Genomic DNA, 14,417 nt, shown 5'->3' on the forward strand with positions numbered 1-14,417 from the left:
CGCCCAGGGCCTCCGCCCGCACAGCCCCCTCCGGCCGGCCACCGGACCCCGGCCGGAGGAGCTCCTCGCGCAGTTCCCCGCACCCCTGACCGACCCGCGGACGGCCCCCACCGGTCAGCCGGCAAAGCCTCCCGCGGGGGTCAGAGGAGGGACTCGAGGTGGGTGGCGAGGAGGTCGCGGCGCCAGGAGCGGGTGATCCACCGGCGGCCGGCGGTACCCATGCGGAGGCGGAGGGCGGGGTCGCGGAGGAGAGTGAGGACGCGGTCGGCGGTGCGGTCGGGTGAGCCGCCGGGGACGACCCAGCCGGTCTCGCCGTCGAGGACCGCGTCGGGGGCGCCGCCGGAGTCGCCGGCGACGACGGGGAGGCCGGTCGCGGACGCTTCCAGGTAGACGATGCCGAGCCCTTCGACGTCGAGGCCGCCGCGGCGGGTGCGGCAGGGCATGGCGAAGACGTCGCCGGCGCCGTAGTGGGCGGGGAGTTCGGACCACGGGACGGCGCCGGTGAAGCGGACCGCGGCGGCCACCCCGGTGCGTTCGGCGAGCCGTTCCAGCTCGGCGCGGTACGGGCCGTCGCCGACGATCAGCAGCACCGTGTCCGGGACCTCCCGCAGGATCCGGGGCAGTGCCAGGATCAGCGTGTCCTGCCCCTTGCGCGGCACCAGCCGCGACACGCACACCACCACCGGCCGGTCGGCGAGCCCGAGGCCGGCCCGCAGCGCAGCGCCGCCCGAGTCCGGGTGGAAGGTCTGCTCGTCGACGCCGGGCGCCAGCCGGACCATCCGGCCGGCCGCCGCCGGGGTCAGCGCGGCGGCGATCCGTGAGCGGGTGTACTCCCCCAGGTAGGTGAGCGCGTCGGTGCCCTCGCCGATCCTGCGCAGCAGCCGGCGGCTGCCGGGCAGCTGCGCCCACGCCGCCTCGTGGCCGTGGGTGGTGCCGACCAGCCGCCGCGCGCCGGCCTTCCGCAGCGCCGGCGCCATCAGGCCGAGCGGTGCGGCGGCGCCGAACCAGACCGAGGCGCAGCCGTGTTCGCGCAGCAGCGCGGCGGCCCTGCGGGTCACCCGCGGGGTGGGCAGCAGCATCGCGGTGCGGTCCCGGACCACCGGGAACGGCTGCTCCGCGTCGAAGCGGGCGACCTCCGTGCCGTCCTTCCAGGTGGAGGCGTACACCACGACCTTTGCGGGGTCGAGGCGCAGCGCCATGCTGTGCACGAACGACTGGATGCCGCCGGGGCGGGGCGGGAAGTCGTTGGTGACGATCAGGGTCTTGTCCATCGCCGCCGACAGTACCCCGCGGCCGGCTCCGGCCGTCTTCCGCCGCTTCCCCCCGCCGCGCACCCGGCCTTCCCCCGCGCCCGCCGCGCCGCACCCGCCGTCACCCGGCCGGCGGCACCGCCCGCCTCCGCCGAGCGGTCCGCCGTCGGCGGACAGCATGATGCATAGTGTGAAAAGCACACATAACGGTCACCTGGGCCGGGCGGTCGCCCTGTGGGCCCTCACCCGTGCCGCGCTGCTGCTGTTCGTCTTCCAGGTGGCGCGCTTCCCCGGCCAGGTGATCCTGCACGACGTCTCGGACGTGTACGAGGGCTGGTATCCGGTGCTGCGCGCCGGCGCCTTCCCGGCGCACGACGTGACCTGGCAGTACCCGCCGGGCGCGGCGGCGGTGATGGTGGCGCCGGGCGCGGTGCCGTTCCTCGGCTACCCGCAGGCGTTCTTCTGCCTGGCGCTGCTGGCGGACGCCGTGGTGACCGGCGCGCTGCTGGGGGACGCGCGGCGGTCCGGCCGCACGGCGGGAGTGTGGGCGTGGGTCGTCGGGGTGGCGCTGGGCGGCCCGATCGTCTACGCCCGCTACGACGTGATGGTGACCGCGGTGGGCGTCCTCGCGCTGCTGCTGCTCCGGCGGCGGCCGGCCGTCGCGGGGGTGCTGGCGGGGGTGGGCGCGCTGCTGAAGGTGTGGCCGGTGCTGCTGCTGATCGGGGTGCCGCGGGGGCGGCCCGCGCGGCGTGCGTGGCTGTCGGCGGGGGCCACGGTGGCGGCGGGCGCGGCGCTGTTCGCGGCGACCATGCCGGGCGCGTTCTCCTTCCTGGCCTCCCAGCGCGACCGCGGCACGGAGGTGGAGTCGCTGGGCGCGATGGTCTTCCACGTCGGGCGGCACTTCGGCTGGCGGGGCCGGTCCGAGATGCACTACGGCTCGGTGGAGTTCCTCGGCCCGTACGTCCGCCTGGTGAGCGCGGCGGCGCTGGGCCTGAGCGTGCTGGCGTTCTGCTGGCTGGTGTGGTGGCGGCTGCGGGCCCGGACGTACCGGCCCTCGACGCCGTACGACGCGGCGTTCGCCGCGCTGCTGCTGTTCACCACGACCTCCCGGGTGATCAGCCCGCAGTACATGGTGTGGCTGGTGGGCGCCGGGGCGCTGTGCGTGACGCTGGGCGGGACGGTGCAGCGGCTGCCGGTCCTGCTGACGCTGGCGGCGACGTTCTGCACCACGCTGGAGTTCCCGGTCTTCTTCAGCCAGGTGACCGCCGGCGACGTCTGGGGGGTGCTGCTGCTGGGACTGCGCAACGGGCTGCTGGTGGCGGCCTCGCTGATCGCCTGCCGGCGCCTGTGGACGGCGACCGTGCCGGCGCGCGGCGCGCGGACGCGGGACCGGACCCCGGCCGCGGACGCCGCGCCGGTCCTCACGCCCCCTTGACCGCCGGGCGCCAGGCGCGGGCCGTCGCGATCCGGGCGGCGGCCGTCGGGTGGGTGCCGAGCAGCAGGTGCAGCGGGCGCGGCGGGTTCGGGTCGCCGACGTTGGTGACCGTCAGCCGCCGCTGCATGGCGACGAACTCGGCCGGGGAGCCGGTGAGGTCCAGGGCGTGCACATCGGCGCGGTGCTCGACCCGGCGGGACAGCGCGCGGCCGAAGGGGGACAGCAGGGCGCTCCCGGTGGCGGCCGCCGCGGCCAGCAGCCACGCCGAGCGCGGGTCGGCGAAGTCCGCGACGCCCGCGAGGTCCAGCAGCGGGGACCAGGTCACGACCACGGCCAGCGCGCACACACCGAGCGCCGCGCCCAGCGCCCCGAGGGCGGTGCCGCGCGGCACGTCGCGGTGGACGACGTGGCCGAGTTCGTGGGCGACGACCAGTTCCACCTCCCGGGGCTCCGCGGTGGTCAGCAGCGTGTCGTAGGCGACGATCCGGCGGGTGCGGCCGAAACCGGAGACGTACGCGTTGAGGGCGGTGGTCCGCCGGGAGGCGTCGGCGACCAGCACGTCCCGGACCCGGACCCCGTCCCGTTCGGCGAGCGCCAGCAGCGCGTCCCGCAGCGGACCGGCAGCCATGGGCGTGAAGGTGTTGAAGAGCGGCTCGAAGACGAGCGGGGCGATGTACGACAGGGCGACGGTGACCACGGCCGCGCCGAGCGCCGCCCACGCCCACCACCAGCGGGTCACGCCGGCCGCCGCGTACACCGCGAAGAGCGCGGCGAGCGTCAGCGGCAGCGACACCAGCAGGCCGCGCGCCTGGTCCACCGCCCAGCCGCCCCAGCCCTGGGTGACCAGCCCGAACCGGGCCCGCGCGATACGCCCGCGGGCCGCGAACGGCAGCGTGAGCAGCTGCGGCAGCAGCACCAGTGTCACCCCGGCGCCCAGCACCCGTACCCCCCACGCGTCCCCGAAGGCCCCGACCAGCCGCGCGCCCCCGGACGTCAGCCCGAGCCCCAGCAGCAGCCCCGCCGACGCCAGCCATCCCCCCGCCGCTGCCGGCAGCACCGCCCGCCGCAGCGCCCGCCCGCGAGCGACCTCCTCCACCGTGAAGTCCCCCTCCCCGCCGGCACGGCCGGCGTCCGCCGGTCCTTCGCCGTCCGCCGAGCTCGCGGCCCGGCCCGGGGTGGTCTGCGACAGGGCCCGCGCGCGGGCGACCCCCTCAGCCGTCAACTCCCCCTCCCCACGGTCGGGACCCGTCGCCGCCGGGTCCTCGGCGTCCGCCGAGCCCGCGGACCGCCCCGGGGCACTACCCGCAGGGACCCGGCCGCCGGCGACCCCCGCGGCCGTGAAGTCCTCCTGTCCGGCCACAGGTTCCGCGTCCGCCGGGTCCCCGGCCGGAAGCGGCCGTGCGGGCCGGTCCGGGCGGGGCCCCGCGGGGGGCTCGCTCATGTCAGCTCCTGTCGTACGTAGGTGCGCCAGCGGGCGGTGAAGGCGGCGCGGTCCAGGCCCAGCGCGGCGTCCAGGCGGGTGTCGAGGGTGCCGCCCTCGGCCACCGCGCGGTAGAAGGCGGTGAGGGTGCCGGGCGACCACTGGTCGGCGATCAGCCGGCAGGCCAGCCAGCCGCCCTCGTACGCCTGCGGCAGGTCCGCCGCCGTGGAGCGGAAGTCCGCGCCCGAGGGCAGCGCGGCCGGCACCCGGCCGGCACGGACGTCGGCGGCCAGTTCCGGGGCGACCTCGGGGGCGGTCCGGCCGGAGTCGCGGTAGGCGACCCAGTCGGCGATGCCCTCCGACAGCCACAGCGGGGTGTGCGCGGTGGTGGCCAGCCGGGTGGCGACATGGGTGGTCTCGTGGGTGAGCACAACCTGCCGGCCGAAGGCGGACAGCCCGGCGAACGCCTCGGGGTTGACGATCACCCGGTCCGCGGGAGCCTGCGCGTTGGCGCCCTGCTCGCCGGTGGTGACGGCCGCGATGTCCCGGTAGCCGTCGGCGCTCGCGCCGAGCAGCTCGGCCAGCTGGTCCAGCGTCGCGGGCGCCTCGACCACCACCTTCCCGGGCCAGCCGCTCCCCCACGCGTGCGTCACCCGCGGCACCGCTTTGTCCGCGTCGGCGGCGTAGCCGCGCAGCGCCGCCGGGTCCCCGAGCCCCAGCACCAGGCTGTGCGCGCCGCGCACCACCCGTACCGGCCCCTGGTCCCACAGCTGGACGGCCGTCCGGTGGCCGCTCGGCGCGCCGTCGTCGTCCCCGGCGACGTACCACCGCCCGGCGCGCTGGGAGAGCGTCAGATACGCCGTGGAGACCACCGGCTCGGTGTCGTAGCCGCGGAGCCGGTAGCCGAGCCGGACCTCGACGGCGGTGCGCCGGGTGCCGTCGGCCGCGGGCGGCAGCCGGAAGGCGTCCTCCCGGACCAGGGTGTACGACCAGGCGGCGAGCGGTACGGCCGCCAGGTCGGCGAAGACCGCGGTCTGCCGGGCCCGGAACCGCTGGGCCCGCGGGTCGATCCCGGCGAGGAAGGCGGCCTTGTCGTGGTGGAGTACGGCCGCGGCCCGCCGCTCCAGCAGCTGCCGGGCCGCCGCGTCGCCGACCGGCCGCGCGGACCCGGGGTGCCGGCCGGGGGCGCAGCCGGTCAGCAGCGCCGCCAGTACGGCCAGCGCCGTCAGCGCCGCCGGGGCCGTCAGGACAGGGGCCGCCGCCCGGCGCCGGGCGGCGGCCCGGGAGCTGGGTGCGGTCAGCGCGGGCACGCGCCCGATCGTACGGCCGCCGCGCCCGGCTCAGCCCGTCGGGCGGGTGACGGCGGTGACCGGCATCATGCCGACCGGGTCGTAGCGGACCCGGGCGCCGGGGTAGGGGGCGTGGATGACCTGCCCGCCGCCCACGTACATCCCGACGTGGCTGGCGTCGCCGCGGTAGATCACCAGGTCGCCGGGGCGGGCCTGGTCCAGCGGCACCCGCGGGCCGGAGTTCAGCTGTTCCTGGGAGGTGCGCGGCAGCGCCACGCCGGCCTGCCGGTAGAGGTAGACCATCAGGCCGGAGCAGTCGAAGGCGTTGGGCCCGGTGGCGCCCCAGACGTAGGGCGCGCCGAGCGTCCGCCGGGCGGCGGCGACGGCCATGGCGGCGCGGCCGGAGGAGGCGGGCAGGTCCTGGATCCGGGGCAGCCACCGGTCCCGGGAGGCGCGCCCGCCGGCGTCCGGGGCGAACGCGGCGCGCTGGACGGCGGGCAGCGCGTTGACGATCCGCTGGGCGGCGGCCAGCGACCGCTGGACGGCCTTCTTGCGGTCCCGCAGCGCGGCCCCGGCCTGCCGCAGCTCGGCGAGCTTGTCCGCGGCCTGGGCGCGTTGCCGGACCAGCACCCGTTCCGCGTTCTGGAGCTCCCGCAGCCGCCCGGCCTGCTGGGCGGCCAGCCGGTCCAGCGCGGTGGCGCGGTCGAGGTAGTCGCCGGGGCGGTCGGAGAGCAGCAGCGCCAGTGAGGGGTCGAGGGCGCCGTCCCGGTACTGGGCGGCGGCCAGCGCGCCGACTTCGTCCCGCAGTTCGTTGACCCGCTGCCGGCCCTTGGCGGCCCGGTCCTGGAGCGCGCCCAGCTCGTCGCGCAGGCGCTTGGCGTGCTCCTGCGCCGCGTCGTACTTCTGGGTGGCCTGTTCGGCCCGCTGGTAGAGGGTGTCGAGCCGGTCCGCCCGGGAGGCGTGGTCCGGGCCGGCGCCCGAGGGGTCGGCGGCGGCGAGCTGCGCGGCGCCGGACAGTGCCGCGGTGGCCGCCGCCGCGGAGAGCACGGTGACGCGGGTGGTGCGGACGGCCAGGCCCGGCTGCGGAAAGCGTCGATGGGAAGCCACAGCGGCAGACAGTAGCCACCCGGTGGCGGGGAGTACAAAGGACCCGCCGACCGGGCATATCAACGCCCGGCGCCGCGCCGCAGGTCACCGGCCCCGGGCCGGAGGCCCGGCGGAACGTTCATCACCCGATCGCCGTACCGGGCGTACCGGGCCCGACGGCGTCGCGGGACACGGTCGGCAGTCCGTCCGGTGGCCGCGGCCGGCCGGGTCAGATGCGGACGCCGAACTGGAACGGCATGTTGCCGATCGACTCGTACCGCACCACCGCGCCCGGCTTCGGCGCGTGCAGCACCAGGCCGTTGCCCGCGTAGAGCCCGACGTGGTGGTAGTCGCCGTAGAAGATCACCAGGTCGCCGACGCCGAGCTGGGACTGGGAGTAGATCCGGGTGCCGGCGTTGGCCTGCCCCTCGGAGGTCCGGGGTATCGAGACGCCGGCCTGCGCGTAGGCATAGGAGGTGAGGCCGGAGCAGTCGAAGGAGCCGGGGCCGTTGGCGCCGTAGACGTACGGCTTGCCGAGCTCGTTCTGGGCGGCGGCGAAGGCGGCGGCGGCCCGCGCGCTGGCGGCCTTGGCGTCACCGAGGCTGACCCGGGAGCTGGCCCGGCTGGCGGCGACGGCGTCCTGCCGCTGCATCTCCGCGCGCTGCTGCGCGGTGAGCGAGTTGAGCACCTGCTGCGCCTGGCCGAGCTTCTCCTTGGCCTGGTTCTTGCGCTTGGCCAACTCGGTGCGGGTGCTCTGCAGTTCGGCCAGCTTGCTGGTGGCCTCGGCCCGGGACTGGTCCAGTGACCGCTTGGCGTCCTGGAGCTGTTCGAGGGCGCCGGCCTGGAGCGAGCTGAGCTGGTCCAGCGTGCTGGCCTGCTGGAGGTAGGTGTCCGGGTTGCCGGACAGGAAGAGCTGGATCGTCGGGTCGATTCCGCCGTTCCGGTACTGGGAGGCGGCGATGGCGCCGAGACCGTCCCTGAGCTGGTTCAGGTGCTGCTGCTGCCGCGCCACCTGGTCCTGAAGGCTTGAGGCTTCCTTCTGGAGGGTATGCAGCTCTTCGTTGGCGGCGTCGTACTTCTCGGTGGCCTGCTCGGCCTGCGTGTAGAGCGCGTCCACCTTGGCCTTCGCCTCACTGACCGAGGACTTGGCGGGGGCGGCGTTCGCGGCCTGCGCGGAGAGGGCGACCGCGGCTGCGGCGGTCGCGGTGAGCACGGTCACGCGCGTGCGGGTTGCCGGCTTGGGACGACGGTGGGACGCCACGAAGGCGAGCTCCTTCTTCCTTCAGCCGCCTACCGGTCCAGCTGGCGGGCGGTCCCCGAGCGCCATCCGGGTTGGATGATCGACTGCGCGGAGGTTCGAGCCCTGACCCTAGTGACCTTCCTGTGATCGGTTCAAATCTTTGTAGGCAAAATCTCGATCGCTTCGCACATTCTTTACGAGCGGCGTACGCGCGGTGAGGGCCGCACGACGCTGGGTTGGCCGGTCCGCTCGTCGGTGCCGCCCGCCGCCCGGACGAGCGGGACCCTTGCCGAACAGGGCCGTTGCCCGCACTCCGGCCGAACGGTCAGACGCGGGCGAGGCGTTTGAGGAGCAGGACGGAAGCGACCGGGCGGGCGCCCGCCTTGGCGACGCCGTCGGCGACCTCGCGGTCCGCGGAGACCACCACGACCGGGCGGCCCGGCGGCTCGGCCCGCACCAGCCGGCGGATCAACTCGTCCGCGGTCTCACCGGCCTTGCTGAACAGCACCCGCACCCCGCGCGGCGGCGCGAGCAGCACCGGCATGTCCAGGTCGGCGCCGTCGAAGACACAGGTGACCTCGGCGCCGCTCTGCGCGGCAAGCGCAGCGAGACCGCCGAGCAGCCGCAGCCGCTGCCTGTCCAACGGCATCGCCGGATAACCGGTCTTGGTGACGTTGTAGCCGTCCACCACCAGGTGCGCCTGCGGCAACGCCAGCAACTGGTCCAGGAGTTGGGGATCGGTCTCGGACAGCGCGCGGGTGGCGACGTCCCGGGCGCTGAACTGCCCCGGCACCACCGCGTCCACGGTGTCGGCCGGCCGCACCCCGATGGTGTCCCGCGGCGGCAGCGCGAGTTCCCGCCGCAGGCCCGCGGCGGCGTCCAGCACGGTGTCCAGCAGCAGCCGCAGCCGTACGTCCTCCACGCTGCGGCCCTCACGGACCGCCCGGCGCCCGGCCTCCGCCACCGCCTCGGCCTCGGTGAGCCGGGTCCGCAGCCGCCGGGCCTCGCTCTCCGCCGCGGCCCGCTCCCGGTCCGCGGCGGCCCGGAAGTCGTCCAGCTCGGCCTGGAGCCGGCGCTGCGCCGCCTCGGCCCGCTTGACGTCGCTGTGCGCGGCGCGCAGCTTGCGGTGCAGCGCGTCGCTCTCCTTGCGGACCGTGTCCAGCTCGGCGCGGGCTCTGGCGGCCTCGGTCCTGGCCAGCTCGCGCAGCGCCTCGGTCTCCGCCCGCAGCCGGGCCAGCTCGCGCAGCGCCTCCTCGTCGGCGCGCTCGGCGTCGGCCCGCTGCGCCTCCTCGCCCGCGGTCGCGACCAGCTTGGCCCAGCCCGCCGGGCGCAGCAGATACGCGGCGGCGGCCACGTCCAGCGGATCGGCGGCCGGTGGCGGCGTACCGCCGTCCAGGGCCTCGGTCAGCTCCGGCTGTGCCTCGCGCAGCCTGCCGGCGACCTTGCGGCGGAAACCGGCGTCCGACTCCAGCGCGGCGGCCAGCGCGGTGGCCGCGTACTTCACACGTCTGGAGGGGGTGAAGCGGGCGTAGGGGCGCAGTGACACCGGGAGGTCGGCGAAGACGAAGCCGCCGAAGGCGTCGGCCGCGATGGCGACAACGCGGTGCCGTACCCCTTCGGGCAGCGGTCGGTCCAGCGCGGGCTCGCCCGCGCCGTCGCCGCTCGCCTCGGCGTCGGGAACGCCACCGCTACCGTCCACCAGTCACTCCCGTCCGGTTCCTCGGCGCCCTCCCGGCCCCCTTCGATCCCTCCGGCCGCCGCCTGCTCCCCACCATTGTCCCCGCCGCGGGGGTCAATCCGCTCGGTACCTCGTGAATGGCTCGGTGACGGCCGCCTGGGGTGTACCGGCGCGGGCTACGGCGCGTGTTCCGGTCACCCTACGGCCTCGGCGGTCCGCAGCGCTGCGGCGAGGCACCCTTTGTCCGGTACGACCGCTACGTCATCATCGGTCCATGGTGATCCCGGTGTACGACCAGAACCCGGTCCGCCGCCCGCCGGTCGTGACGTACACGCTGATCGGAGTGTGCACCGCGGTCTTCCTGCTGGGCCCGCTGTCCGGGTTCACCCCCGCGTACGGCGGCGGGCAGCGGCTGCTGTGCGGCCAGTCGCTGTACTTCGCGCGCTGGGGAGTCGTTCCCGCCGAACTGTTCCACGGCACGCTGCCGCCGGTCCGGCTGGTACTGCCGGGCGGCTGCCCGGTCCCGCCCGCCTACGGGAAGGTGCCGTTCCTCTCCGTCCTCACCGCGCTGTTCCTGCACGGCGGCTGGGTGCACCTGGTCGGCAACATGCTCTTCCTGTGGGTCTTCGGCGACAACGTGGAGAACCGCATGGGCCGGGTCCGCTTCGCCCTCTTCTATCTCGCGGCCGGCTACCTGGCCACGTACGGCTTCGCCCTCGCCCACCCCGGCGACACCCAGAGCCTGGTCGGGGCGTCGGGCGCGATCTCGGGGGCGCTGGGGGCCTACCTCTACCTGTATCCCCGGGCCCGGGTGACGAGCCTGTTCCCCTTCCTCTTCTTCGTCCCGCTGCGGTTCCCCGCCTGGATGGTGCTGGGCTTCTGGTTCGTGCTCCAGTGGCTGGCCGCCCAGACCGCCCGGGGCGGCCCCGGAGTCGCCTATCTCGCCCACGTCGTGGGCTTCGCCTTCGGCTTCCTGTTCGCCTGGGTGTGCTATCGGCCCCGGCGTAAGGTGAGCCTCGTCATCAGGCCGACCCGAGGAGACATCCAGCCGTGATCACCGCGATCGTGCTCATCAAGACGTCCGTCGACCGGATCCCGGAGATCGCGGAGTCCATCGCGGCGCTGGACAACGTCAGCGAGGTCTACTCGGTGACCGGCACCTACGACCTGGTGGCCCTGGTCCGGGTCAGCCACCACGACGACCTCGCGGACATCATCCCCGGCCGCATCTCCAAGGTGCCGGGGGTGCTGGTGACCGACACGCATGTGGCGTTCCGCACGTATTCGCAGCACGACCTGGAGGCGGCGTTCGCGATCGGCCTCGACGCGTAGCTCCTCCGGCCCTTGGGGGTGGCGGTCGCCGCCGACGGTGGGGGGCGCGGGGTGGCTCGGGGGACCCGGGGCCTGTCCTCAGGCGCCGGACGGGCTCAGGGGGGTGGGCGGGGGCGTGGCGGTGCCGTCCGTGGTGGGGCGCGCTGGGCGCGGTTGGGCGCTCCGCCGACGGGGCACGGGAACCCTACGAAGCTCAGGGGGACGGGGGTCCCTTCAGGGGGGCGGGGAATCCGCGCGGCCGGCCCGCACCGGCCGGGAGGTCCGGCAGCGGGCCGCGAGGGGTGGGGAGCCGGGGTGGCTGCCGCTGGCACTGGAGCAGGCGGGCGCGTATCTGCATCAGACCGGCACCGGCCTGGGCACCTACCGCAGGCTGCTCGGCCGGGTCCTGGACACAGCACCCGACGGCATCGACCCGCAGCGCACCATCGCCCGCATCTGGGACCACACCATCACCGCCATCGGAGCCCGTGACCCGCTGGCCGTCACCCTCCTGCACATCATCGCCTGGCTGGCCCCGGACGCCATCCCCCGCACCCTCCTCGCCCCCTCGCAGACGGCCCGATCGCACTCGGCGACGCCCTCGGCGTCCTGCACGCCTACAACATGATCTCCTTCACCCCCGACGGCCAGCACCTCACCGTCCACCGCCTCCTCCAGACCGTCCTGCGCACCCGCACCGAAGACCGGGCCGAGGGCCGGGGCGGGCCCGGTTCCGACGGGACCGGACCCGCGGGCCGCCAGGAAGCCGAACACCTCCTCCACACCACCCTCCCCGACGGCCAGGACACCCCGCCGGCCCCACCCCGGGAACAGCTCCTCCCCCACATCACCGCCCTGCTCGAATCCACCCCGCCCGACGGCACTCCCTCGCCGCAGGCCGCCGCCTGCTGCTTCGGCCCGCCCCCCGGCCCCGAGCGCCAACCGCGGCGCCACGGGCGGACCCCCGGCGACAGGTTGCCGCACGGGCCGCGGCGCGGCCGCCCCGCGCCGATAGGGTGACCGCATGAGCACTGAGAACCCCGCCGGAGGCGCCCGCTCGTGGCCCGACGTGCTGACCGCACTGCTGGCCGGCCGCGACCTGAGCGAAGACGACACCGCCTGGGCGATGGACCGCATCATGCGCGGTGAGGCCACCGACGTGCAGATCGCCGGGTTCGCCGTCGCGCTGCGCGCCAAAGGCGAGACCGTGGAGGAGATCTCCGGCCTGGTGCGCACGATGTACGAGCACGCCAGGACCATCGAGGTGCCCGGCCCGAGCGTGGACATCGTCGGTACCGGCGGAGACCGGGCCAGGACGGTCAACATCTCCACCATGTCCGCGATAGTGGTGGCCGGGACCGGCGCGAAGGTCGTCAAGCACGGCAGCCGGGCGGCCTCCTCGGCGAGCGGTGCCTCCGACGTCCTCGGCAAGCTCGGCGTCAATCTCGAACTGACCCCGGAGCGCGTGGTGGAGGTCGCCGCCGAGGCCGGCATCACTTTCTGCTTCGCGGTGCGCTTTCACCCGGCGCTGCGCCATGTGGCCACCGCCCGCGCCGAGTTGGGGGTGGCCACCACCTTCAACTTCCTCGGCCCGCTGACCAACCCGGCCCGGGTACGGGCCCAGGCCACCGGGGTCGCCGACGCGCGGATGGCGCCGATCCTCGCCGGGGTGCTCGCCGAGCGCGGCTCCTCCGCGCTGGTGTTCCGCGGCGACGACGGCCTGGACGAGCTGACCACCACCGCCACCTCCCAGGTCTGGGTGGTCCGCGACGGCAAGGTCGGGCAGACCTCCTTCGACCCGCGCGACGTGGGCATCGAACTGGTGCCGGTGGAGGCGCTGCGCGGCGCCGACGCGGCGTACAACGCCGAGGTGGCGCGGCGGCTGCTGGCCGGCGAGACCGGTCCGGTACGGGACGCGGTGCTGCTCAACTCGGCCGCCGCCCTGGTGGCGCTGCACCCGGGCGACGGACCGCTGGAGCAGCAGATCGCGGCCGGTATCGAGCAGGCGGCGCGGTCCGTGGACTCCGGGGCCGCCGCCGCCGTGCTGGACCGCTGGGTCGCGGCCAGCAACGCGTAGCTTTTCGTCTCATCAAAGGGGACGCCGTCCGCGTCGTGGACGGCGTCTTGCGCGTCCGCCGGCTTCTGGCACAATGTCCTCCAGGTCACGAGTGACAGCGTCAAGGCCCCGGCTCGCTGTCCGGCAACCCTCCGTCCGTGGTGGGGTGCCCCGGGTGAGGACCAGGCTGTGAGCAAGCAAGGCTCGCAGCAAGCCGGACTTGGGGAGCTCTGTCATGACGGTATACAGCCCTGCGACCGCTACCGACTGTGAGACCACGTCACCGCTGCCGGTCCTCGGACGCGACGTCCGGGTGCCGCTGGTGACGGGCGGCGAGGTCACGTACGCGGCCCTGGACTACGCGGCCAGCGCGCCGGCCCTCCAGCGGGTGTGGGACGACGTGGCCGCGTACGCGCCCTACTACGGCAGCGTGCACCGCGGCGCCGGGTACCTCTCGCAGCTGTCCACCGACCTGTTCGAGCAGAGCCGCGCGACGGTCGCGCGGTTCCTCGGCTGTCGCCCGGACGACGAGGTGGTCTTCACCCGGTCCACCACCGACTCGCTCAACCTGCTCGCGGCCGTACTGCCGGCCGGAACCCAGGTCTACGTCTTCGACACCGAGCACCACGCCTCCCTGCTGCCCTGGCAGCGCGGCGAGGACGCGCACGTCACCTGGCTGTCCGCCCCCCGCACCCCCGAACAGGCCGTCGCCGCCCTCGACGTGGCACTGCACGGCGCCCCCAAGGGCCCCAAGCTGGTCTGCGTCACCGGCGCGTCCAACGTGACCGGGGAGCTGTGGCCGGTACGGAAGCTGGCCGCCGCCGCGCACCGGCACGGCGCCCGGATCGTCCTGGACGCGGCGCAGCTGGTCCCGCACCAGGCGGTGGACATCACCGCGCTCGACGTGGACTGGGTGGCCTTCTCCGGGCACAAGCTGTACGCGCCCTTCGGCTCCGGCGTGCTCGCCGGCCGGCCCGACTGGCTGCGCGACGCCGAGCCGTACCTGGCCGGCGGCGGCGCCACCCGCAAGGTCGCCCGCCGGGTCGACGGACAGCTCGACGTCGAGTGGCACACCGCGGTGGCCGCCCGCCACGAAGCGGGATCGCCCAACGTGATCGGCGCCTACGCCATCGCGTCGGCGTGCCGCGCCCTCACCGAGGCCGGCTACGACCGGCTGGTCACCCGCGAGCGGCAGCTGCTGGCCCGGCTGCGCGAGGGGCTGGCCACGGTGCCCGAGGTGCGGGTGCTGTCCCTCTTCGGTGAGGACTCCGCCCGGGTCGGCGTGCTCTCCTTCGTCGTCCAGGGCTGGAACAGCTCGCACTTCGCCGCGGCCCTGTCCGCGGAGCACGGCATCGGGGTCCGCGACGGCCTCTTCTGCGCCCACCCGCTGGTCCGTACGCTCCTGGACAGCGAGCCCGACGAGCCCGGCGAATGCGGCGCGCCCGACGCCGCCCCCGGCGAACGCTCCCTCAACGCCATCCGCGTCAGCTTCGGCGCCGGCACCCCCGACGAACACATCGACCGCTTCCTCGACGCGGTCACCACCCTCGTCAAGGACGGCGCCCGCTGGTCCTACCGCACCGAGAACGGCCGTTGCGTCCCGGCGTAGCCCTGCGCCCCGCGTCCCCGCCCGTCACCAAGACCGGCCCCGC

At 75.4% G+C, this 14,417-nt stretch carries 13 protein-coding genes and 1 riboswitch; of the genes, 7 read left to right on the top strand and 6 right to left on the bottom strand.

Annotated features, from left to right (window positions below):
- Nucleotides 1–140: 140 nt before the first annotated feature.
- Entirely contained in the window at nt 141–1,271 is a 1,131-nt protein-coding gene (locus tag RLT57_RS06210) for a glycosyltransferase family 4 protein (RefSeq protein ID WP_311296356.1), read from the bottom strand.
- A 160-nt stretch (nt 1,272–1,431) separates the two neighbouring features.
- Between RLT57_RS06210 and RLT57_RS06215 the strand changes: the two genes are divergently transcribed.
- Nucleotides 1,432–2,685 carry a glycosyltransferase 87 family protein gene (locus RLT57_RS06215; protein WP_399128141.1) on the top strand — a complete coding sequence of 418 codons (1,254 nt, stop codon included), beginning with the start codon at nt 1,432–1,434 and terminating at the stop codon, nt 2,683–2,685.
- Here RLT57_RS06215 and RLT57_RS06220 read toward each other — a convergent pair.
- The 5 genes from RLT57_RS06220 to RLT57_RS06240 form a co-directional block, all read right to left on the bottom strand.
- Nucleotides 2,672–3,907, bottom strand: a complete 1,236-nt coding sequence (locus RLT57_RS06220) for a M48 family metalloprotease (protein WP_311296358.1) — start codon at nt 3,905–3,907, stop codon at nt 2,672–2,674. The genes RLT57_RS06215 and RLT57_RS06220 overlap by 14 nt on opposite strands.
- A 215-nt stretch (nt 3,908–4,122) precedes the next feature.
- A complete protein-coding gene (locus RLT57_RS06225; protein ID WP_311296359.1) occupies nt 4,123–5,415 on the bottom strand; it encodes a hypothetical protein in 1,293 nt (430 codons plus the stop codon).
- 30 nt (nt 5,416–5,445) lie between these two features.
- On the bottom strand, nt 5,446–6,501 hold the full coding sequence (locus tag RLT57_RS06230; RefSeq protein WP_311296360.1) for a C40 family peptidase: 1,056 nt from the start codon (nt 6,499–6,501) through the stop codon (nt 5,446–5,448).
- Nucleotides 6,502–6,709: 208 nt separating this feature from the next.
- Nucleotides 6,710–7,741 carry a C40 family peptidase gene (locus RLT57_RS06235; RefSeq protein ID WP_311296361.1) on the bottom strand — a complete coding sequence of 344 codons (1,032 nt, stop codon included), beginning with the start codon at nt 7,739–7,741 and terminating at the stop codon, nt 6,710–6,712.
- 304 nt (nt 7,742–8,045) lie between these two features.
- Nucleotides 8,046–9,422 carry an NYN domain-containing protein gene (locus RLT57_RS06240; protein WP_399129774.1) on the bottom strand — a complete coding sequence of 459 codons (1,377 nt, stop codon included), beginning with the start codon at nt 9,420–9,422 and terminating at the stop codon, nt 8,046–8,048.
- Nucleotides 9,423–9,672: 250 nt separating this feature from the next.
- On the opposite strand from RLT57_RS06240, the gene RLT57_RS06245 reads away from it, so the two are divergent.
- The 6 genes from RLT57_RS06245 (at nt 9,673) to RLT57_RS06270 (ending at nt 14,374) form a co-directional block, all read left to right on the top strand.
- On the top strand, nt 9,673–10,452 hold the full coding sequence (locus RLT57_RS06245) for a rhomboid family intramembrane serine protease (RefSeq protein WP_311296363.1): 780 nt from the start codon (nt 9,673–9,675) through the stop codon (nt 10,450–10,452).
- Nucleotides 10,449–10,730 (top strand): Lrp/AsnC family transcriptional regulator, encoded by a 282-nt coding sequence (locus tag RLT57_RS06250; RefSeq protein WP_311296364.1) that lies wholly within the window; start codon nt 10,449–10,451, stop codon nt 10,728–10,730. The genes RLT57_RS06245 and RLT57_RS06250 overlap by 4 nt, the downstream gene beginning before the upstream one ends.
- A gap of 115 nt (nt 10,731–10,845) precedes the next feature.
- Nucleotides 10,846–11,337: a hypothetical protein gene (locus RLT57_RS06255; protein ID WP_311296365.1), complete on the top strand. Its 492-nt coding sequence runs from the start codon at nt 10,846–10,848 to the stop codon at nt 11,335–11,337.
- Complete coding sequence (locus RLT57_RS06260) at nt 11,334–11,729, top strand: hypothetical protein (protein WP_311296366.1); 396 nt, start codon at nt 11,334–11,336, stop codon at nt 11,727–11,729. Before RLT57_RS06255 ends, RLT57_RS06260 begins: the two co-directional genes overlap by 4 nt.
- A gap of 4 nt (nt 11,730–11,733) precedes the next feature.
- Nucleotides 11,734–12,786, top strand: coding sequence for an anthranilate phosphoribosyltransferase (trpD, locus tag RLT57_RS06265; protein ID WP_311296367.1), 1,053 nt, complete (start codon nt 11,734–11,736; stop codon nt 12,784–12,786).
- Between the two features lie 83 nt (nt 12,787–12,869).
- Nucleotides 12,870–12,987: riboswitch (SAM riboswitch) on the top strand.
- A 13-nt stretch (nt 12,988–13,000) separates the two neighbouring features.
- Nucleotides 13,001–14,374, top strand: a complete 1,374-nt coding sequence (locus RLT57_RS06270) for an aminotransferase class V-fold PLP-dependent enzyme (protein ID WP_311296368.1) — start codon at nt 13,001–13,003, stop codon at nt 14,372–14,374.
- Nucleotides 14,375–14,417 lie beyond the last annotated feature (43 nt).

Origin of the sequence: Streptomyces sp. ITFR-21, assembly GCF_031844685.1 — a bacterium.
Taxonomy (GTDB): domain Bacteria; phylum Actinomycetota; class Actinomycetes; order Streptomycetales; family Streptomycetaceae; genus Actinacidiphila.

Coding starts and splice junctions, on each gene's coding strand:
- RLT57_RS06210 (WP_311296356.1), bottom strand. CDS start 1,271: ATGGACAAGACCCTGATCGTCACCAACGACTTCCCGCCCCGCCCCGGC.
- RLT57_RS06215 (WP_399128141.1), top strand. CDS start 1,432: ATGCATAGTGTGAAAAGCACACATAACGGTCACCTGGGCCGGGCGGTC.
- RLT57_RS06245 (WP_311296363.1), top strand. CDS start 9,673: ATGGTGATCCCGGTGTACGACCAGAACCCGGTCCGCCGCCCGCCGGTC.
- RLT57_RS06260 (WP_311296366.1), top strand. CDS start 11,334: ATGATCTCCTTCACCCCCGACGGCCAGCACCTCACCGTCCACCGCCTC.
- trpD (WP_311296367.1), top strand. CDS start 11,734: ATGAGCACTGAGAACCCCGCCGGAGGCGCCCGCTCGTGGCCCGACGTG.
- RLT57_RS06270 (WP_311296368.1), top strand. CDS start 13,001: ATGACGGTATACAGCCCTGCGACCGCTACCGACTGTGAGACCACGTCA.